Here is a 17,915-nt window from a genome sequence, read left to right on the forward strand (position 1 = left end):
GCCGTGATGATTTTGGCGGGATAGCGGCTTTTGCACCGGCTCTGATCTCTTTCGAGGCCTGATATTCCAATGTTCTCGCGACCCGGTTCACCACCATATCCCTCATCCCTCCGGGGGGTGGTGAGCCGGGAATTTTACGCGTTTTTCATAATCATCTTGAGAAGGTCGATGCTTGAAACCGCCTAAACACATGGTAGGGTCGCCCAAATCGCGAATGGGAGGATCATCATGACAGACCGCAAATTGGGCTTTGACACGCTGCAAGTTCACGCCGGCACCGAACCGGACCCCACCACCGGTGCGCGCCAAGTGCCGATTTATCAAACCACATCCTATGTCTTCAAAGACGCCGCCCATGCGGCGCGGTTGTTTAACCTTGAAGAGGTCGGCTACATCTATTCGCGCCTGACCAACCCGACGGTGATGGCGCTGGCCAACCGGATTTGCGCCTTGGAAGGCGGCGCGGGGGCCGTGACCTGTTCGTCGGGTCACGCGGCGCAAATCATGGCGCTGTTTCCGCTGATGATGCCGGGCTGCAATGTTGTCGCCTCGACCAAGCTCTACGGCGGGACGCTGACTCAGTTTTCCCAGACCTTCAAACGTTTTGGCTGGTCGGCAAAATTCGTTGATTTCGACGATTTCGACGCCGTGTGCGACGCGATTGACGACAACACCCGCGCGATTTTCTGTGAAACCATCGCCAACCCCGGCGGTGTGATTTCCGATCTGGACGCGCTTGGCGCGATTGCCAAATCGGCGGGTCTGCCGTTGATCGTCGACAACACAACCGCCACGCCTTACCTGTGCAACCCGATCAAACACGGCGCCACATTGGTGGTGCATTCGACCACGAAATACCTCACCGGCAATGGCACTGTGACCGGCGGCTGCGTGGTGGACAGCGGCACGTTTGACTGGGCTGCCTCGGGCAAATTCCCGTCCCTGTCCGAACCCGAACCCGCCTATCACGGCCTTGATTTCGTGGACACGTTTGGCCCTGCGGCCTTTACGTTTCACTCCATCGCCATTGGCCTGCGCGATCTCGGCATGACGATGAACCCGCAAGCGGCGCATTATACGCTGATGGGAATCGAAACCCTGAGCCTGCGGATGCAAAAACACGTCCAAAACGCGCGGGAAATTGCGAGCTGGTTGGAGGGCGATGATCGGGTTGAGGCGGTGACCTACGCTGGCCTGCCCTCCTCGCCCTATTACGGGCTGCAAACCCGAATTTGCCCGCGCGGGGCGGGCGCATTGTTCACCGTGGCGCTCAAAGGCGGCTATCAGGCCTGTGTCGATACGGTCGCAAAGCTCGAATTGTTCTCGCATGTGGCCAATTTGGGCGACACCCGCTCGCTGGTCATTCATCCGGCCTCCACGACCCACAGCCAGTTGACCGAAGCCGAATTGATCAAAGCGGGCGCTGGCCCGAATGTCTTGCGTCTCTCGATCGGGATTGAGGACGCCAATGACCTGATCGCGGATTTGGACGCGGCACTTTGCTGATCACCGACCCTATAAAATTGCAAAACCCGCCAAAGATTGGCGGGTTTTTCTTTGCGTGGACGATGGAATGAACTTTGTTTGCAAAGCGCACAAATCTCAGTTTGACTCCCCCGCCGCCTTCGCGATCTCTGGTTTGATGTATTTTTCCATGATCTCAACCGTGATCGGCCCGGCAAATCGGTAGGATATTTTTCCTTTTTCATCAACAACATAGGTCTCTGGAACGCCGTACACCCCCCATTCAAGCGCGGTGCGGCCCGGTTCGTCCGCACCAATCGCCGCATAGGGATTGCCGAGATCGTCGAGAAAGCCCAAAGCATTCGGCGCTTCGTCTTTGTAATTGATGCCGTAGATCGTCACCCCCGCCTCTTGCAACATCTTGAGTTGCGGGTGTTCGGCGCGGCAGGGCGCACACCAAGAGGCCCAGTAATTGACCAGTTTGACGCCGGGCAGGTCCAGCATCTCATCACTCAAAGGCGGCAGATCGCCCAAAGGCGTGACCGAGGCGATGGAGGGCGTGTCGCGCCCCAGTTGCGAACTTGGCAATTGCTGCGCATCTTCGCGCCCCATGCCGAAAATGAACAGACCCGCCAGCCCGGCAAACACCAAGGGCGGCAAAGCCACAAGCAGATTGATTTTAGCCATGCGTGCGACGCTCCTCTGCCTGTTTCAACAGGCGTTTCATTTTCGCCGATCGCGCCAAAGAACGCCAAATCAGCCCTGCCAAAAGCAAAATTGTGATCCCGTAAGCGGTCAACACATCGCCGGCGTATTTTCCCAAATCTGGCATCATTGGCCCTGAACCCTTTCGCGCATGTCCAGCGCGTGTAAACGCCGCGCGCGGATTTCGGTCCGGGTGCGCAGCAACACAAGCGTGACAAACAGTAATATGAACCCGGCAATGGCGACCAAGGCCGGATACCAATAGACATCGGCGACGTTTTCCTGCGCATCGAGTGACAATGATGCGCCTTGGTGCAGGCCTTGGTTCCAGAAATTCACCGCATAGCGCGACAACAGCGCAAAGACCGAGCCGACGAGGCAAAGAACCGAGGTCAGATCGGCGGCGGTGTCGGGGTTCTCAATCGCCTCCCACAGCGCCATGTAGCCGATATAAAACAGCAAAAGAATGAGAAACGAGGTCAGACGCGGGTCCCATTCCCAATAGGTCCCCCACATCGGCTTGCCCCAAATCGCCCCGGTCACAAGCGCGATCAACGTCATCGTCATGCCAATCGCCGCGGCGGATTTCGCGGCAAGAGCCGAGACATGGTGACGCCGCACGATCCAGATCAGAGAGGCCACCAACATCATCCCCCAGATGTTGATTGCCATCATCGCGCTTGGCACATGCAGGTAAAAGATTTTGACCGTTGCGCCCTGGCGATAGTCATCGGGGGTAAAGAAAAACCCCCAGACCAGCCCAATCACAAAAATACAGGCCGAGACGACGGATAAAACCGGCAAAGCCCGGTCCGTCCACGCCATGAATTTTCGCGGGTTTGCCCATTCCCAGATGGATGCCATTGATCCTCATCTCCCTTGATCGCGCGTCACCTTACGGGCAACGGCGCGGTATCTCAACTCACCTTAAAGCGACCCGAATGGCGGCGGCGGCGGCAAAGGGCAGCAAAGCCACCGATCCGGCCGTGATCCCGGCCTGCATCGCCAAAGGTGTCGCCACCAAAAACCCGCCCGCGCCCCGGCGTATCACTTCGGCGCCAAAAATCAGGGTCGGGATGTAAAGCGGCAAGACCAGAAGGCTCATCAACAAGCCGCCGCGTTTGAGCCCCACGGTCAGCGCCGCACCAAACGCACCAATGAACGACAGCGCAGGCGTGCCAATCAGCAACGTGATGATGAGCCAACGGTAGGCCGCAGAGTCCAGATGCAACAAAAACCCCAATGCAGGCGCAGCAAGCACCAAAGGCAAGCCCGTGGTGATCCAATGCGCCAGCGCTTTGACCGCAACCACGCCTTCAAGTGGAATCGGCGCGGTGGCCAGAAGATCGAGCGAGCCGTCTTCGAAATCCAGCGCAAAAATCCGGTCGAGCGAGAGAAGGCAGGCAAGCAACGCCCCAACCCACAAAATCCCCGGCGCAATCGCCATCAGGCGTTCGGAATTGGGTCCCACGCCAAAGGGCACCAGAGTCACCAAGATCAGGAAAAACCCGAGGCCCAAGCCAAATCCGCCGCCAGAGCGAAACGCCAATGTGAGGTCGCGCCAAAACAGCCGGATCATAAAAACGCCTCATCAAAATCGTCGCGCACCACGTCCATACGGGCCTTATAGGGGGTGACGTCGAACACGGTTTCTTCAAACCCCAACTGGATATGGGTGGCGATGATGGCCGCGCCGCCAGAGGCGACATGGGCTTTGACGGCGGCGGCAAACAGGTCCACAGAGGCCACATCCAGCGACACGGTGGGTTCGTCCAGAACCCAGACCGGGCGGTGGGTGACCCTCAAACGGGCCAAGCCCAAACGGCGCTTTTGCCCGGCGGAGAGATTGCCAGCCGGGCGCTCGGACAAGCTGTCCAAATTGAAATCGCGCAAGGCCGGGCCGATGTCGCGACCGCCGTACACCCCGGCCCAGAACATCAAATTTTCGCGCACTGTCAGAGTCGTTTTCAACCCATCCGCATGGGCCGCATAGGCGACCGCATCGGGAGCGGTCTCAACAGTCCCCGCGTAGGGCGGTTGCAGCCCTGCGAGGGTGCGCAACAGCGTGGTTTTGCCCGCCCCGTTCGGTCCGCGCAACACCAAAATCTCGCCTGACGACACGTCAAAAGACAGGCCCTCAAGAACCGGCATCCCGCCCCGCGCCACCGTCAGATTTTTCACATAAATCAGCTTCATCCGCCCACCCTACTCGGCCTTGGCACCGTGTCACACTGGTAAAAGCGCCACTGCGACACGACGCCCCTCAGAGGCCAGCACATTATAGGTGCGCGCCGCCGTGGGAGTGGCCATCGGTTCAAGCCCGATCTCCGCCGCCTCAAACACCTCGCGAAACTCTTTGGGCAAATGGGTCATGTCGGGACCTGTGCCAATGATGATGAAATCAATCTGGCCTTTTAAATCCAACAGGCTGTCGCGGTCGGCATAGCCGCCCCATGGCACCACCTTGGCCCCACACAAAAGCACAGCCCCCTGATGCACCTGTCCCGCGATGCGGAACATGCCGGGGCCGTAGCCCTCCACTGGGATCGCGTCTTCAAAAGGCATTTCGTTGAAGTGCATGATACGGCTCCTCTTCGTGGCTGATTTTGTGGTGGCTCATTTGTGGCAAAAAGGCCCGCGCGGGCGGCGGACCTCTTTATCGTGACTTAAATACTCACCCTAAGGCGACGCGATCACACCGCGCTACCGTCCGTTTGGATGCCCGGGGTCGGCTCTTTCTTGTCCCAGTCGCGTTTGACGCCGAGCCACAACAGAATGTTGGAGGCGACAAACACCGACGACCATGTCCCGACCACGACGCCCAGCGTCATGGCAAACACAAAGCCACGGATCACGTCCCCGCCCAAGACCAAAAGCGCGATGAGCGCCACCAAAGTGGTGCCTGAGGTCATGATCGTGCGCGACAGGGTTTCGTTGATCGACAGGTTCAACACACCGCCCAGATCAAGTTTCTTATACTTGCGCAGGTTCTCCCGCACCCGGTCAAACACCACCACGGTATCGTTCAATGAGTAACCGACGATGGTCAAAAGGGCCGCGATGATCGTGAGGTCGAATTGGATGCCCAAAATCGCGAAAATCCCGATGGTGATCGCCACGTCATGAACCAAGGCCACGACAGCCCCAAGCGCGAATTGCCATTCAAACCGCAACCAGATGTAGAACAACACGGCGACGATGGCGGCGGCCACGGCCTCGACCGCGGTCCAGATCAATTCTCCCGACACTTTCGGCCCCACGGATTCGACCGAGGGGAAGGTGATCGTTGGATCAACGGTTTTAAGCGCTTCTTCGACCGTCGTGATGGTTTCCGGCGTGATCGCCTCGACCTCGTCTTGCGCCTGAATGCGGACCATGGCGACATGTTGGTTCTCGGCAAAATTCGGGTCAAACACTTCGGTGATCGAAATGTCGCCCAGCCCCAGCGTCGACATGGCGCTGCGGTATTCGGCCACATCAACGGCGGATTCGGATTGGGTCCGAATGGTGGTGCCGCCTTTGAAATCAATGCCGAAATTCAGCCCGATGGCCAAGAAGGCCACAACAGCGACCACAACCAACGCCGCCGAGAGACCAAAGGTCGCCTTGGCGCGTTTGAAAAAGTCGATGGTGGTTTCGCCCGGCACCAGTTGGAACCCCTTGAGCGTCCAGCCTTTGCGGTTCTTGCGACCGTACCACCACACGACCATGGCGCGGGTCACATAGATCGCGGTGAAGACCGAGGTGATCAGACCCAGAACCAGCGTCACGGCAAAGCCTTTGACCGGGCCGGAGCCCATGACAAACAGGATCGCGGCGGTGATAAACGTGGTGATGTTGGCGTCAATAATGGCCGAAAGCGCCTTTTCATAGCCAAGCTCAATCGCGCGTCCCACCCCTTTGGCGGTTTTCAATTCCTCACGAATACGTTCGAAAATCAACACGTTGGCGTCCACCGCCATACCGACGGTCAAGACGATCCCGGCAATGCCCGGCAGCGTCAGCGTCGCGCCGATGGCGGAGAGAAGACCAAACAACAGCCCGACGTTGATGATCAAAGCGAGGTTGGCGAACAGACCAAACAACCCATAGGACACGCCCATGAACAAAAGCACGGCGGCAAAGGCGACGACCGTGGCGATGCGTCCGGCGGCAATACTGTCGGCGCCGAGTTCCGGCCCAATGGTGCGTTCTTCCAAAAAGTTGATCTTGGCCGGAAGCGCACCCGCGCGCAGCAACACCGAAAGATTGGTGCTTTCCTCCACCGTAAACGAGCCGGTGATCTGGCCCGAGCCGCCGCGAATGGCATCTTGGATGCGCGGGGCGGAAATCACTTCGTTGTCGAGCACAATGGCGAACAAAGCGCCGACATTGGCCGCCGTGTAATCGCCAAATTTGCGCGCACCTGTCGGGTTGAACCGGAACGACACCGCCGGGCGACCGTTTTGGTCAAACACCGGCTGGCTGTCGGTCAACTCGTCGCCGGACACAACGGCGGTGTTTTCGAGGATGTAATACACACCCGGTTCATTCACAGATGGCGCGATGAAATTGCGCGCGCCGGGGGCCTCATTGGCATTGGTGGTGCGCCCCACGACCGGGTTAAAGGTCAGTTTCGCGGTGGTGCCGATCAGGGCTTTGAGCTCAGAGGCGGACCCGATGCCCGGCACCTGAATGAGAATGCGGTTTTCACCCTGACGTTGGATCGTCGGTTCGCGGGTGCCGACCTCATCCACACGGCGGCGGATGATTTCAAGCGATTGCTGAAGCGTGCGGTCATCCGTGGCGGCTTTTTCGGCTTCTGACAACTGAATGGTGATCACGTCGCCCGTGGCGGACACGTCGATGTCATTTTGCCCCGCAGAGGTCAGCGACACCACCGGCGTGCCAAGTTTGCGGACACTCGCAAGCGCGGTTTCCATGCCGGAAGGTTCGGAAATACGCACGCGGAGCTGGCCCGCAGGCGCGTCAATGCGGCGGATCGTGCCCACCGTGGCGCGCTCATCACGCAACGCATCGCGCACATCCGGCCAAAGCGCATCCATCCGCGCGCCGTAGACCTCGGCAACCTCAACTTCGCCCAAAAGATGCGCCCCACCGCGCAAATCAAGGCCCAGATTGACCAGATTGGACGGCAAAAACGACGGCCAGGCGTCGCGCGCTGCGGCGCGTTCGGGCGTCTCGCCGGATTTTTCAATCGCTGCAATGGCGTCATTATGGCCTTCGACCCGCGGATAAAAGGCGTTTGGCAGCGCCCCCAAAAGGCCAAGGGCGACGAGCCCCCAGATGACGATCCGTTTCCAAAGAGGGAGTTGCAGCATGTTGGGAGCCTGAGCGATTTGGTCTGAAAAGGGAAAGGCCCGCGCGTGTGCCCGGGCCTTGGATGTTTTTGGGACTTAAGCGGCCGGTTCGGTTTTTGACACCACGTTGGCCAGCGTGCCTTTTTGAACGCGCACTTTCACGCCCTCGGCAATCTCGACCTCAAGCGTGCCATCTTCGCGCACTTTCGCCACTTTGCCCATCAAGCCACCTGCGGTGATCACCTCGTCGCCCCGGCGCACTGCTTCGATCATCGCGCGATGCTCTTTGGCCTTTTTTTGCTGCGGGCGGATCATCAGGAAATACATGATCGCGAAAATCGCAATCAACGGTGCGAATTGCATGATCGGGTTTGCGGCGGCGCCACCGGCAGCTTGGGCATAGGCAGGAGATACGAACATTTGGTCGTCCTTTTGTCTGTCATTAATCTGTCAGAGCGGCCCCTCGCCACCCTTCAAAGTCGCCGCGCACCCTATAGCGGGCCTTGGACCTTGGCAAGCAATGCCCGCCAGGTTTTACGCGGCTGTCATCGGCATCAAAAACGGCATCAAAAACGGCTCACAAAAACCGCCCGCCGCGTTCGATCACTTCGATCTTGTAGCCATCCGGGTCGGTGATGAAAAAGAACTTGGCCACGCGGGTGCCCGCAGGCGCGAAATCGACGATCTTGCCGGGGTTCAGCCCCGCCGCCTCCATCCGCGCATGTTCCTCGGCGAGATCTTTGACCGACACGGCAAAATGGCCGTAGCCATTGCCAAGATCATAAGGCTCGGTGGTGGATTTGTTGACGGTCAGTTCCAACTCAAAGGCAGACTCGGGGTTTGACAGGTAAATCAGCGCAAACTCCGGGAAGTCCAATTTCTCCGCCACGTCTAACCCAAACGCCGCCTGATAAAACGCCACCGAGCGCGCTTCCTCTAAGACACGGATGCAGGAATGGATGGCTTTGGCTTGCATGGGTCTCGGTCCTTTGGGCTTTTCATAGAGGTGGTTTGAGCTTCATATGGGGAGGCCATACCCATTTGCATAGAGCCTTTCGATGACTGATTTTATGAATCGCCTGACCCAGATGTTGTCCACCCCATGGGTTCCATGGATCATTTTAGGCGTGATCGCTGTGGGGGTCTTGCTTGGGCAGGTTCAGAAACATGTGCCCGATGATCCGATTGCCCGAATTAAAAAAACATTTGGCGCCGACGACATGCCACATGGTGTAACCGTGGCGATTGTCCTGTTATGGGCCGCGCTTGGTGCAGTGTTGGCGGTGGGGCTTTTGACGCTCTTGGCCGAAATCGCTTGGGGCACTGTGCGGCCCGAAACACCGGCGGGTGAGAGCGACTTTCGTTTTCTGCTCACCAAGACAACGGCGCTCACGGCGGTGCTGGGCGGGTTGATCGCCCTGCCCTTTACGGCCTTGCGTCTCAAACACACCGCCACCCAAACCCGCCATGCCGCCGATGTGTTGTTCAATGAAAAACTCAATGACGCCAACACCGACCTTCATGCGCGGTATCAAACGACGGAAAAGCAGGAGGACGGCACCTATGTCGACCTCTGGCAAGACGACATCATCCGCCGCAATGGCGCGATTGATCGGTTGGAAGCCCTGGCCGTGGAAGACCCAAGTTTTGCCCCCCGCATCGCCCGTATTTTATGTGTCTATCTCAGGGAAATGTCTTCTGAACATCGCGCTGAAGAAATGCCCCAAGGCTTGCAAGGCGTAGCAATTCGCGAATGGGCACGGGGCCTTACCGTCAAACGATCCGACATGGAAACCGCCGCACAGGTGCTGGGACGCTTGCATGATAAAACAGGCGTGTCGCCAGAGAACCTTGCCATTGACCTGAGCGGGGTCAACCTGCAGGCAATGCGGCTGTCCGAGTTGAACTTTGAGCACGCGACGATGAATGGCGCGACACTGGATGGGGCGAAACTCAATCGGGCGATACTCAATGGGGCGAAACTCAATTGGGCGGCACTCAATCGGGCGGCACTCAATGGGGCGAAACTCAATGGGGCGGAACTCAATTTTGCGGAACTCAATCGGGCGGAACTCAATTTTGCGGAACTCAATGGAGCGGAACTCTATGAGGCGGAACTCAATCGGGCGAAACTCTTTGGGGCGAGCCTCATTGGGGCGAAACTAAATCTGGCGAAACTCAATTGGGCGATACTCAATCGGACAGAACTCAATCGGGCGGCACTCAATTTTGCGGAACTCAATGGGGCGAGCCTCAATGGAGACACAGACCTTACGGCCGTGCATGCAACGGGTGCGGCCCTGAGGGCTGTCAACTTGAAAGATGTCCCTAAATTGGAACGTCTTGTCACATCCGCTTTCGGTGATGCCTCTGTGATCCTGCCCGACGACATCAAACACTTGGTCAAAGACACATGGCCAAACACTGTGCTGGATGACAAAGAATACCATGAGGAATGGGACCGTTTCAAAGAAGACCCCAAAGCCTATGCCCCGCAGCAACGCCGCACACCGCTCGAATAACTCGCCGTTGATCCCCCCAGCCCGCTGAGGCATAAGCCTAGCCAAGATCAAATCACTTCTGAGGACCACTCCGATGCATGACATCAAGGCCATTCGCGAAAACCCTGACGCATTTGACGCCGCTTTGGCGCGGCGGGGGCTGTCTGGGGTGTCGTCCGAGGTGCTGGCACTCGACGCGGATCGGCGTGCTAAAATTGCGGCGGCAGAGGATGCCAAGGCGGAACAGAACAAGGCTTCCAAACTGGTGGGTGCGGCCAAGGCCAAGGGCGATGAGGCCGAATTTGAGCGTCTGCGCGCGCTTGTGGCCGACAAAAAGGCAGAAATTGCCCGACTGACGGATGAGGCCAAGGACGAGGACGCCCGGCTCACCGACATGCTGGCCCGCATCCCCAACCTGCCCGCCGCCGACGTGCCCGAGGGCAAGGATGAGAGCGAGAATATCGAGATCAAGCGCTGGGGCAATGTACCCAGCTACGGCTTTGATCCGAAAGAACATTACGACATCACAGCCGTCTCCAAAGCGATGGATTTCGAGACCGGAGCCAAGATTTCCGGCGCGCGGTTTGTGGTGCTCAAAGGCGCTGTGGCGCGCATCCACCGGGCGTTGTCGCAATTCATGCTCGACACCCATGTGGACGAAAACGGCCTGACCGAGATCAACACGCCGGTGATCGTCAAAGATGAGGCGATGTATGGCACCGATAAGTTGCCGAAATTCGGCGAGGACAGCTATCAGACCACCAATGGCTGGTGGTTGATCCCGACCTCTGAGGTGCCGCTGACCTATTCGGTGGCGAATGATATTTTGGACGAGGCGGCATTGCCGATCCGCATGACCGCGCATTCGCTGTGCTTCCGTTCCGAGGCCGGATCGGCGGGCCGCGACACGTCGGGCATGTTGCGCCAGCACCAGTTTGAAAAGGTCGAAATGGTCTCGATCACCCATCCCGATGCGAGCGACGCGGAGCAAAAACGCATGTTGGCCTGTGCCGAGGGCATCCTTGAAAAGCTCGGCGTGCCTTACCGCACGGTCGCGTTGTGCACCGGCGACATGGGCTTTGGCGCGCGCCGCACCTTTGACATCGAAGCGTGGTTGCCGGGGCAAAACACCTATCGTGAAATCTCCTCGGTCTCGACCACGGGCGATTTTCAGGCGCGGCGGATGAACGCCCGTTTCAAACCCGCCGATGGCGGCAAGCCGGAGTTTGTGCATACGCTCAATGGCTCGGGTCTGGCCGTGGGGCGGTGTTTGATTGCGGTGCTGGAAAACGGTCAAAACGCCGACGGTTCGGTGACGTTACCGGACGTGCTTGCGCCCTATTTGGGCGGCAAATTGACTCTGACCGCAGAGGGTATCTTGGCCTAACGCGTCAACAACACCTCACATGATCGTCTGACAAACGGCGCCCTTTCCGGCGCCGTTTTCTGTCCTATATGGAGAACTGCGCGGCCCGTTCCATGCTTGGCCCATGAAAGGACATCCCATGCATATGAAAGCCATTTTCGCCTTTGTCAGCGCTCTGGCCTTTGCCCTTTTAGGCCCGCTTTTGGCCCCCGGTTTTGGCGGCTATGACCCCTCGCTCTTTCCGATCCCACAGGACAATGCGCCGATTGTGCCCGCTGGCTATGCCTTCGCGATTTGGGGAGTGATCTATGCGTGGTTGGTGATTTCCGGCGGGTTCGGATTGTTCAAACGTGCCGATGCAGAAGACTGGGACCCGATGCGTTGGCCGTTGATTGCCTCGTTGGTGATCGGCACGCCGTGGTTGGCCGTCGCGATGGTGTCACCGCTTTGGGCCACGGTTTTGATTTTCGCCATGTTGGGTTTGGCCTTGCTGGCGATGGACCGCGCACCGGTGTCGGACCCTCGGTGGGCCCGCGCGCCGGTGTCGCTCTACGCCGGGTGGTTGACCGCCGCTTCCTTTGCCTCTTTGGGGATTTTGGCCGCCGGTCATGGCGTGATCTTTGGTCAGGTCGGCTGGGCCCTGATCTGTCTTGTCGGGGCCTTTGTCGTGGCCCTGATCGGCCATAAAATGCGCCAGGATGCGCCGCTCTATCCGCTGGGCACGGCTTGGGCTTTGATCGCGATTGTGGTACGCAATTGGGGCACGCATTGGGTCGTGGCCTGTGTGGCCGCTTTCGGGGCGGTGATCCTTTTGATCCTGTCCGCAAACAGTGCGCGCAGAGTCGTGATTTGAGCCGGAGCCGGAAAGACCTATGTCCAAACCATCAGCCTATATCGCCCAACATGGGTTTCCCAAAGATCAACGCGCCACAGTCGCCGCCCTGTTTTGGGAGGCGTTCAAGGCCAAGTTAGGTCTGTTGATGCGACCAGAAGAGACGGCACTGCAATTCCTCACTCAGGTGGCCGATCCGTCACATGCCCTGAGTGTTCTGGACGACGAGGGCACGCTTTTGGGCGTCGCGGGGTTTAAGACCGACACGGGCAGCTTTGTCGGTGGCGGGCTGTCGGATCTGGCACAGGCCTATGGCTGGCTTGGGGCGCTTTGGCGCGCTGTCGGCCTCTCACTTTTGGAGCGCGACCTACAGCCCGGCGTATTGACCATGGACGGTATCTTTGTCGCCCCGCACGCGCGTGGATTGGGCATTGGCACCACGCTTTTGCAAGCGATCAAAACCGAAGCGGCGGCACAGGGCTGCCATGCGGTCCGCCTTGATGTGATCGACATCAATCCCCGCGCCCGTGCGCTTTATGAACGTGAGGGGTTTGTCGCGCAAAAGACCAAACAGATTGGGCCGCTGCGTCATCTGTTTGGGTTTCAAACTGCGACTGAGATGCGGTTTGCTCTTAGCCCCGTTGCGGATACGGCGCGCCCCCAATGAGCGGGCCAGCGTGGCCCCATGTTCGCAGACCATCTGTGCCATCCTCAGTCGCCTCGCCTGACCCCTTTCAGGTCTGTTTCAACGCCTGTTGTGCCACGTCCATGACGTGATCCGAAAGCGACAGATTCACCATATCTGCATCGCTGACCCAAGCCGCCTCCATCGCATCGTCATCGGCCACCGCCACCCCGGATTTATAGGCACAGGCCACGGCGACCAAAAGGAAATGGTGCATCACCTCGGAGCCATCGCGATCAATCAATTCAACATGCCCGATCACCTCGCCCGCCGTGGCCGTCACGCCGGTCTCCTCATGGAGTTCGCGCGCGGCGGCTTCGGCCAAACTCTCGCCAAGCTCGACATGCCCGCCGGGAAAACCCCAAAGCCCGGCGTCCGGCGGGTTGCGGCGCTGCACCAAAAGGAATTTCCCTTCATGCAGACAGACCGCCAGCACCGCGAGTTTCGGGATTTGAGGTGCGCTTTGGCTCATCAAGCTACTCCGCCGCCTTGCGCGCTTTGATCTTTTCAAGCATCGGTTTGAGGTAGCGCCCCGTGTGACTTGCCTCGACCTCGGCCACCTCTTCGGGCGTGCCGGAGGCGACAATGCGCCCGCCACCATCGCCACCCTCGGGACCGATGTCGATGATGTAATCGGCGGTCTTGATCACATCCAGATTGTGTTCGATCACGATCATCGAATTGCCCTGATCGACCAGTTCATGCAACACTTCGAGCAGCTTTTTGACGTCTTCAAAATGCAGGCCTGTGGTGGGTTCATCGAGGATGTAAAGCGTGCGGCCCGTGGCGCGTTTGGACAGTTCTTTCGACAGCTTCACCCGTTGGGCTTCGCCGCCCGAAAGCGTCGTCGCCTGTTGCCCGACCTTGATATAGCCAAGCCCGACCCGCACCAGCGCATCCATCTTTTCGCGGATCACCGGAACGGCCTTAAAGAACTCTTGCGCATCCTCAACCGTCATATCAAGAACGTCAGCTATACTTTTGCCTTTAAACTGAATTTCCAAAGTTTCACGATTGTATCGCTTGCCGCGGCAGGTCTCGCATTCGACGTAAACATCGGGCAGGAAATGCATCTCGATCTTGATCACGCCATCGCCCTGACAGGCTTCGCACCGCCCGCCTTTGACGTTGAAACTAAACCGCCCCGGCTTATAGCCGCGGGCTTTCGATTCCGGCAGACCGGCGAACCAATCGCGGATCGGGGTGAAGGCTCCGGTGTAGGTCGCGGGGTTGGAGCGCGGGGTGCGGCCGATTGGGCGTTGGTCGATGTCGATGACCTTATCGAGGTGCTCAAAGCCTTTGATCGTCTCACAAGGTGCCGGCGTTTCGCGCGCGCCGTTCAGTTTGGTGGCGGCGTTTTTATAGAGCGTCTCGATGGTCAGCGTCGATTTCCCGCCGCCGGACACGCCAGAGACACAGATGAATTTGCCCAGCGGGAACTCCGCCGTCACCTCTTTGAGGTTGTTGCCGGTGGCTTTGACCACGGTCAGCGTCTTGCCATTGCCTTTGCGCCGCTTGCTTGGCACCGACACTTCGCGGGTGCCCGCAAGATATTGCCCGGTGAGCGAGGCGGCGTCCGCTTCGATCTCTTGCGGTGTGCCTTTGGAAACGATTTGCCCGCCATGGACCCCCGCCCCCGGCCCCATGTCAAAGACGTAATCGGCCTCGCGGATCATATCCTCGTCATGCTCGACCACGATCACGGTGTTGCCCTGATCGCGCAGATTTTTCAGCGTACCGATGAGGCGATCATTGTCGCGTTGGTGCAGCCCGATGGAGGGCTCATCAAGCACATAAAGCACACCCTGAAGCCCCGATCCGATTTGCGAGGCCAGTCGGATGCGTTGGCTTTCACCACCTGACAAGGTTCCGGCATTGCGCGACATGGTCAGGTATTCAAGACCTACGTTGTTCAAAAACCCCAACCGTTCGCGGATTTCTTTGACGATGGCACGGGCGATTTCTTGTTTCTGCGGTGAGAGCGCGTCCATCACGCCCAGCGTCCACTCATAGGCCTGTTTGATCGACTTTTCGACCACTTGGCCGACATGGAGCAGTTCGGTTTCCCCATCTACAACGGAGCCGATCTTGACCGCCCGCGCCGCTTCATTCAGGCGATAGCCACCGCACAGCCCGCAAGGCCGGTTGTTTTGATAGCGCTCAAACTCTTCGCGCACCCAATTGCTGTCGGTTTCGCGGTAACGGCGTTCCATATTGGGGATCACGCCCTCAAAGCTGCGGGTCACCTCATAGACGCGGCCACCGTCATCATAGCGGAACGGGATTTCCTCTTTGCCGGAGCCATAGAGAAAGACCTTTTGCACGTCCTCGGGGATGGATTTCCACGGCGTCGAGGCTTTGAACCCGTAATGTTTGGCCAGCGCTTCGATGGTCTGGAGGAAATAGGGCGTTTTGCCTTTGCGCCAGGGCGCGATGGCCCCGTCGGCGATTTTCAACGCCGCATCGGGCACGACCAGGCGTTCGTCGAAAAACAGTTCAACCCCAAGCCCGTCACATTGCGGACAGGCCCCGAACGGCGCGTTGAACGAAAACAGCCGCGGTTCGATTTCCGAAATGGTAAAGCCCGACACCGGACAGGCGAATTTTTCCGAAAAGGTCAGACGCTCTGGATCGCCCTCGCCCTCTTTTGGCGCGGTCTCCAAAATGGCAATGCCATCGGCCAGATCAAGCGCGGTGCGCAGGCTGTCGGCCAGACGCGTTTCCAAGCCCTCACGCACCACCAAACGGTCCACCACCACGTCAATGTCATGGCGAAATTTCTTGTCCAATGTCGGCGGTTCATCCAGCTCGTAAAACGCGCCGTCAACCTTGACGCGTTGAAAGCCCTGTTTGCGTAACTCTAGGAATTCTTTGCGATATTCGCCTTTTCGGTCGCGCACGATCGGGGCCAAAAGAAAGCCGCGCGTGCCCTCCTGCATCCGCATGATGATATCGACCATGTCCTGGATCTGTTGCGCCTCAATCGGCTCACCTGTGGTGGGGCTATAGGGCGTCCCGGCGCGGGCAAACAACAGGCGCAGATAGTCGTAAATCTCGGTGACCGTGCCGACGGTCGAGCGCGGGTTTTTCGAGGTGGTTTTTTGCTCAATCGAGATCGCGGGCGACAGGCCCGAAATGTGATCCACATCCGGCTTGCCCATCATGTCCAAAAACTGACGCGCATAGGCAGACAGGCTTTCGACATAGCGGCGCTGGCCCTCGGCATAGATCGTGTCAAAAGCCAAAGAGGATTTGCCCGACCCGGACAGGCCGGTGATCACCACCAATTCGTCGCGCGGAATATCCACATCAACGTTTTTGAGATTGTGCTCGCGCGCGCCGCGCACTTCGATAGTTTTGAGTTCGACCATAGCCCACTTGCCCTCTGTCCACACCCGATCTGACCGAGATCTTTGCCCCGGCGCAGCCGCTCCCCATATCTAGGCGAGCGTGGCCTATGTTCCAATAGGAAAATAAGAACGTAACAAGAACTTTTGCCGTGCGTGCTGTTTTTTCCACCATCGGCACGCCCGAACAGGGCTTTGGTGATTTCATCACAGACACACGCTTGCCCTCAGGCCTAGAAGCAGCGCAAAGACATGCAACAGATTGCAAAGGTGGAATGAAATGTTTGGACTGTTTGGCGGTGGGCCGAAAATTTCTGTGGATGCGGTCAAAGCGGGTCTGAAACAGGGCACGATGATCTTGGTCGATGTGCGCGACAAGCAAGAGTTGCACATGACGGGCACGGCCAAGGGCGCAATCCATGTGCCGCTGACGGTGATTGCGGCGAAATGTGATCCGCGTTCGCCCGACTGCCTGCCCGCGTTCAAAGACACGAAACTCACCAAGGTGCTGTACTGCGCCTCCGGTGCGCGTTCCTCAAATGCGGCCTCCCTGTTGAAACGGTTGGGCCATGAGGATGTGCAAAACCTTGGCGGGCTGCACAATTGGGTTGCCGGTGGTGGTGAGGTTGTAAACGTCTAAGACGCTTTCACCTCGCGTAAAACACACAAAAGGCGGCCATTTGGCCGCCCTTTATCAGTCTGACATTGAACGGATCACTCAGCGGCCTCGGACACCGTGCCCTCAAACTTCGCCCCATCGGGTCGAATGACGGTATCGGCGGAACTGGCATCCGGGCCCATGTAATAGCCCCGGCGCGCGGTGAACCGTCCGGCGATAAAGCGCATGAATTCGGTCACCCGCGGCACATGGCGCAGGTCCGGGTGGGTCAAGACCCAAAGCGGCGTATGGTCGGTCAGCTTCAGCCCCGGCACCCGCACCAAATGCGGGTCGCTTTCCCCCAGAAAATGCGCGGTGCGGACCATGCCCACGCCCTGACGCGCCAAAGCCATGGCCGTGATCATATCATCGGTACGCATCGCCACGCGGCAACTTGGCAGATCGGCAAAAAGCGCGGTCGGATTGGTCTGCGCCCAAGCCAAAAACGCGATATACGGCAGATGCGTTTCAGTATCGCGCCCCTCGATCACGTCTTTATACTGTTCAATGAAACTCGGGGCCGCAAACCACCCGGCGCGTTGCGACGACATCATCCGGCCCCAGAGGCTTTCCTCGGGCGATTGTGTCACCCGGATCGCCACATCGGCCTCGCGTCGGTGCAGGTTCAACACCTCCGTCGCGCCGACGATTTGCAAATCAATAGCCGGGTGCAGCTCTTTGAATGTTTTGAGATCCTGCGCGAAATGATTGTCGGCCAAAAGCGGCGGGATGGTGACTTTCAATTCGCCTTCTTCGGTCTCGTCGCGAGCAGCGAGCGCCATATCGAGCGCAACCATGCGCGCCTCGACCTCTTCGGCATGGGCAATCGCCACCTGCCCCGCTTCGGTCGGTTGCAGGCCGGAGGCAAGGCGGGTGAAGAACCGCACACCGGCGGTGTCTTCGGCCTTGGCCAATTGCCGCGACACGGTGGCATGGTTCACGCCCAGCACTCTGGCGGCGCCAGATAGGCCACCTTCGCGCGCAACGGCGAGAATATAACGAAGAGAATCCCAGTCAGTCATATTGACACATTACATCACATCTATTTGCGCACAAG

General features: G+C 58.6%; 18 protein-coding genes. 6 read left to right on the plus strand and 12 right to left on the minus strand.

Going from position 1 to position 17,915, the window contains the following annotated elements; all coding sequences use genetic code 11:
* Positions 1–225 precede the first annotated feature (225 nt).
* Positions 226–1,506: an O-acetylhomoserine aminocarboxypropyltransferase/cysteine synthase family protein gene (locus BLT54_RS02230; protein ID WP_074640575.1), complete on the plus strand. Its 1,281-nt coding sequence runs from the start codon at positions 226–228 to the stop codon at positions 1,504–1,506.
* A gap of 96 nt (positions 1,507–1,602) precedes the next feature.
* Here BLT54_RS02230 and BLT54_RS02235 read toward each other — a convergent pair whose 3' ends face one another.
* The 9 genes from BLT54_RS02235 to BLT54_RS02275 all read right to left on the minus strand — a co-directional run bounded on the left by BLT54_RS02235 (position 1,603) and on the right by BLT54_RS02275 (position 8,445).
* Positions 1,603–2,151: a DsbE family thiol:disulfide interchange protein gene (locus tag BLT54_RS02235; protein WP_074640577.1), complete on the minus strand. Its 549-nt coding sequence runs from the start codon at positions 2,149–2,151 to the stop codon at positions 1,603–1,605.
* Positions 2,144–2,299, minus strand: a complete 156-nt coding sequence (gene ccmD / locus BLT54_RS02240) for a heme exporter protein CcmD (protein WP_074640579.1) — start codon at positions 2,297–2,299, stop codon at positions 2,144–2,146. Before ccmD ends, BLT54_RS02235 begins: the two co-directional genes overlap by 8 nt.
* Positions 2,296–3,033, minus strand: a complete 738-nt coding sequence (locus tag BLT54_RS02245) for a heme ABC transporter permease (RefSeq protein ID WP_074640581.1) — start codon at positions 3,031–3,033, stop codon at positions 2,296–2,298. Before BLT54_RS02245 ends, ccmD begins: the two co-directional genes overlap by 4 nt.
* A 58-nt stretch (positions 3,034–3,091) precedes the next feature.
* On the minus strand, positions 3,092–3,748 hold the full coding sequence (gene ccmB / locus BLT54_RS02250) for a heme exporter protein CcmB (protein WP_074640584.1): 657 nt from the start codon (positions 3,746–3,748) through the stop codon (positions 3,092–3,094).
* Positions 3,745–4,365, minus strand: a complete 621-nt coding sequence (gene ccmA, locus BLT54_RS02255) for a heme ABC exporter ATP-binding protein CcmA (RefSeq protein ID WP_074640586.1) — start codon at positions 4,363–4,365, stop codon at positions 3,745–3,747. Before ccmA ends, ccmB begins: the two co-directional genes overlap by 4 nt.
* A 30-nt stretch (positions 4,366–4,395) precedes the next feature.
* Positions 4,396–4,749, minus strand: coding sequence for an Mth938-like domain-containing protein (locus BLT54_RS02260; protein WP_074640588.1), 354 nt, complete (start codon positions 4,747–4,749; stop codon positions 4,396–4,398).
* 113 nt (positions 4,750–4,862) lie between these two features.
* Positions 4,863–7,490 (minus strand): protein translocase subunit SecD, encoded by a 2,628-nt coding sequence (gene secD / locus BLT54_RS02265; RefSeq protein WP_074640591.1) that lies wholly within the window; start codon positions 7,488–7,490, stop codon positions 4,863–4,865.
* Positions 7,491–7,565: 75 nt separating this feature from the next.
* A complete protein-coding gene (yajC, locus tag BLT54_RS02270) occupies positions 7,566–7,889 on the minus strand; it encodes a preprotein translocase subunit YajC (RefSeq protein WP_074640594.1) in 324 nt (107 codons plus the stop codon).
* A 157-nt stretch (positions 7,890–8,046) separates the two neighbouring features.
* Positions 8,047–8,445 (minus strand): VOC family protein, encoded by a 399-nt coding sequence (locus BLT54_RS02275; protein ID WP_074640596.1) that lies wholly within the window; start codon positions 8,443–8,445, stop codon positions 8,047–8,049.
* 82 nt (positions 8,446–8,527) lie between these two features.
* Here BLT54_RS02275 and BLT54_RS02280 point away from each other — a divergent pair, with 82 nt between their 5' ends.
* The 4 genes from BLT54_RS02280 to BLT54_RS02295 all read left to right on the plus strand — a co-directional run bounded on the left by BLT54_RS02280 (position 8,528) and on the right by BLT54_RS02295 (position 12,835).
* Positions 8,528–9,991, plus strand: a complete 1,464-nt coding sequence (locus BLT54_RS02280; RefSeq protein ID WP_074640601.1) for a pentapeptide repeat-containing protein — start codon at positions 8,528–8,530, stop codon at positions 9,989–9,991.
* 73 nt (positions 9,992–10,064) lie between these two features.
* On the plus strand, positions 10,065–11,357 hold the full coding sequence (gene serS / locus BLT54_RS02285) for a serine--tRNA ligase (RefSeq protein WP_074640604.1): 1,293 nt from the start codon (positions 10,065–10,067) through the stop codon (positions 11,355–11,357).
* A gap of 118 nt (positions 11,358–11,475) precedes the next feature.
* On the plus strand, positions 11,476–12,189 hold the full coding sequence (locus BLT54_RS02290) for a hypothetical protein (protein ID WP_074640606.1): 714 nt from the start codon (positions 11,476–11,478) through the stop codon (positions 12,187–12,189).
* A 19-nt stretch (positions 12,190–12,208) separates the two neighbouring features.
* Positions 12,209–12,835, plus strand: a complete 627-nt coding sequence (locus BLT54_RS02295) for a GNAT family N-acetyltransferase (RefSeq protein WP_074640608.1) — start codon at positions 12,209–12,211, stop codon at positions 12,833–12,835.
* Between the two features lie 67 nt (positions 12,836–12,902).
* Here BLT54_RS02295 and BLT54_RS02300 read toward each other — a convergent pair whose 3' ends face one another.
* A complete protein-coding gene (locus tag BLT54_RS02300) occupies positions 12,903–13,325 on the minus strand; it encodes an NUDIX hydrolase (protein ID WP_074640610.1) in 423 nt (140 codons plus the stop codon).
* A gap of 4 nt (positions 13,326–13,329) precedes the next feature.
* Complete coding sequence (uvrA, locus tag BLT54_RS02305; protein WP_074640612.1) at positions 13,330–16,224, minus strand: excinuclease ABC subunit UvrA; 2,895 nt, start codon at positions 16,222–16,224, stop codon at positions 13,330–13,332.
* 256 nt (positions 16,225–16,480) lie between these two features.
* On the opposite strand from uvrA, the gene BLT54_RS02310 reads away from it, so the two are divergent.
* Positions 16,481–16,840, plus strand: coding sequence for a rhodanese-like domain-containing protein (locus BLT54_RS02310; protein ID WP_074640614.1), 360 nt, complete (start codon positions 16,481–16,483; stop codon positions 16,838–16,840).
* A 74-nt stretch (positions 16,841–16,914) separates the two neighbouring features.
* Here the strand turns inward: BLT54_RS02310 and BLT54_RS02315 are convergent, their stop codons facing one another.
* Positions 16,915–17,880 carry a LysR family transcriptional regulator gene (locus BLT54_RS02315; RefSeq protein WP_074640616.1) on the minus strand — a complete coding sequence of 322 codons (966 nt, stop codon included), beginning with the start codon at positions 17,878–17,880 and terminating at the stop codon, positions 16,915–16,917.
* Positions 17,881–17,915 lie beyond the last annotated feature (35 nt).

It is taken from the genome of Celeribacter baekdonensis (assembly GCF_900102315.1).
Classification (GTDB): Bacteria; Pseudomonadota; Alphaproteobacteria; order Rhodobacterales; family Rhodobacteraceae; genus Celeribacter; species Celeribacter baekdonensis.

Coding starts and splice junctions, on each gene's coding strand:
- BLT54_RS02235 (WP_074640577.1), bottom strand. CDS start 2,151: ATGGCTAAAATCAATCTGCTTGTGGCTTTGCCGCCCTTGGTGTTTGCC.
- ccmD (WP_074640579.1), bottom strand. CDS start 2,299: ATGATGCCAGATTTGGGAAAATACGCCGGCGATGTGTTGACCGCTTAC.
- BLT54_RS02245 (WP_074640581.1), bottom strand. CDS start 3,033: ATGGCATCCATCTGGGAATGGGCAAACCCGCGAAAATTCATGGCGTGG.
- ccmB (WP_074640584.1), bottom strand. CDS start 3,748: ATGATCCGGCTGTTTTGGCGCGACCTCACATTGGCGTTTCGCTCTGGC.
- ccmA (WP_074640586.1), bottom strand. CDS start 4,365: ATGAAGCTGATTTATGTGAAAAATCTGACGGTGGCGCGGGGCGGGATG.
- BLT54_RS02260 (WP_074640588.1), bottom strand. CDS start 4,749: ATGCACTTCAACGAAATGCCTTTTGAAGACGCGATCCCAGTGGAGGGC.
- secD (WP_074640591.1), bottom strand. CDS start 7,490: ATGCTGCAACTCCCTCTTTGGAAACGGATCGTCATCTGGGGGCTCGTC.
- yajC (WP_074640594.1), bottom strand. CDS start 7,889: ATGTTCGTATCTCCTGCCTATGCCCAAGCTGCCGGTGGCGCCGCCGCA.
- BLT54_RS02275 (WP_074640596.1), bottom strand. CDS start 8,445: ATGCAAGCCAAAGCCATCCATTCCTGCATCCGTGTCTTAGAGGAAGCG.
- BLT54_RS02280 (WP_074640601.1), top strand. CDS start 8,528: ATGACTGATTTTATGAATCGCCTGACCCAGATGTTGTCCACCCCATGG.
- serS (WP_074640604.1), top strand. CDS start 10,065: ATGCATGACATCAAGGCCATTCGCGAAAACCCTGACGCATTTGACGCC.
- BLT54_RS02290 (WP_074640606.1), top strand. CDS start 11,476: ATGCATATGAAAGCCATTTTCGCCTTTGTCAGCGCTCTGGCCTTTGCC.
- BLT54_RS02295 (WP_074640608.1), top strand. CDS start 12,209: ATGTCCAAACCATCAGCCTATATCGCCCAACATGGGTTTCCCAAAGAT.
- BLT54_RS02300 (WP_074640610.1), bottom strand. CDS start 13,325: ATGAGCCAAAGCGCACCTCAAATCCCGAAACTCGCGGTGCTGGCGGTC.
- uvrA (WP_074640612.1), bottom strand. CDS start 16,224: ATGGTCGAACTCAAAACTATCGAAGTGCGCGGCGCGCGCGAGCACAAT.
- BLT54_RS02310 (WP_074640614.1), top strand. CDS start 16,481: ATGTTTGGACTGTTTGGCGGTGGGCCGAAAATTTCTGTGGATGCGGTC.
- BLT54_RS02315 (WP_074640616.1), bottom strand. CDS start 17,880: ATGACTGACTGGGATTCTCTTCGTTATATTCTCGCCGTTGCGCGCGAA.